At 51.3% G+C, this 729-nt stretch carries 2 protein-coding genes; both read right to left on the bottom strand.

Going from position 1 to position 729, the window contains the following annotated elements; all coding sequences use genetic code 11:
* Positions 1 to 223: hypothetical protein (locus ACTHUT_RS21385; protein WP_440419815.1), on the bottom strand; the 223-nt coding region annotated here is incomplete at its 3' end.
* A complete protein-coding gene (locus ACTHUT_RS21380; protein WP_004520456.1) occupies positions 216 to 722 on the bottom strand; it encodes a DUF1804 family protein in 507 nt (168 codons plus the stop codon). The genes ACTHUT_RS21385 and ACTHUT_RS21380, both read right to left, overlap by 8 nt.
* Between the last annotated feature and the right edge of the window lie 7 nt (positions 723 to 729).

Below are 729 nucleotides of genomic sequence, written 5' to 3'. Positions count from 1 at the left end.
TTAGCGGTTTGGGATAAACCTTGAAACAAAAAGGAAGTGGCTCTCCCGTTTTCATTTCATGCATGGCGGACATAAAGTAAAAAAACTGGTCGGCCAGCCAAAACAACGGCTCCAGCTTATAGCGCGGTGCGACTGCAGGAGTTTCACTTTCCCAATCGGCAATCCAAATCGGGCAGAATAAAAACCAGCCCTTATGTGTGTATTCGACTTTCAACTTATCCAAACTTCTTCTCCACTTCTGCCCCAAACGGCTCCAATACCTCCACAAAGGCAGGCAAATGTTTGGGGTGTTTTTCTTGCACAAACGCCATCAAGAACTCAATCAATTCCAAAGCCGTCGCCAGTTTTGACGTTTCCGGCATCACACGGGCATTGGCTGATACGGTTTTCGTAAACGCATCAGCCAGGCTGGCCAACAGCTTCGCACGGTCCGATGGCGGCAAATCTTCGGTACTCGAATCCTGCAGCATCGTCATCGTGCTGTTGTACTGCACCATAAAACCGGCCAACATCGCACGGCTCAAGTCCTCAATACCGCCGCCGGCCAAAGTGTAGGCGGCGCGCATCTTATCCCAGTCGTCACCTTTTTCCTTATCCGCACGTTTCCACGCACGCGCAGTGGCCTGCGGGATTTCGCACATCAAGGCCGCCGTTTCCAAAGTTTGCTCGCCGCTCACATAGAGCCGGCGTAACTTTTCACGGATTTCTTGCGGGTGAGCCATAATTACA

Source organism: Neisseria sp. P0022.S010 (assembly GCF_051956635.1).
This window is presented reverse-complemented; position numbering and strand designations above follow the sequence as displayed.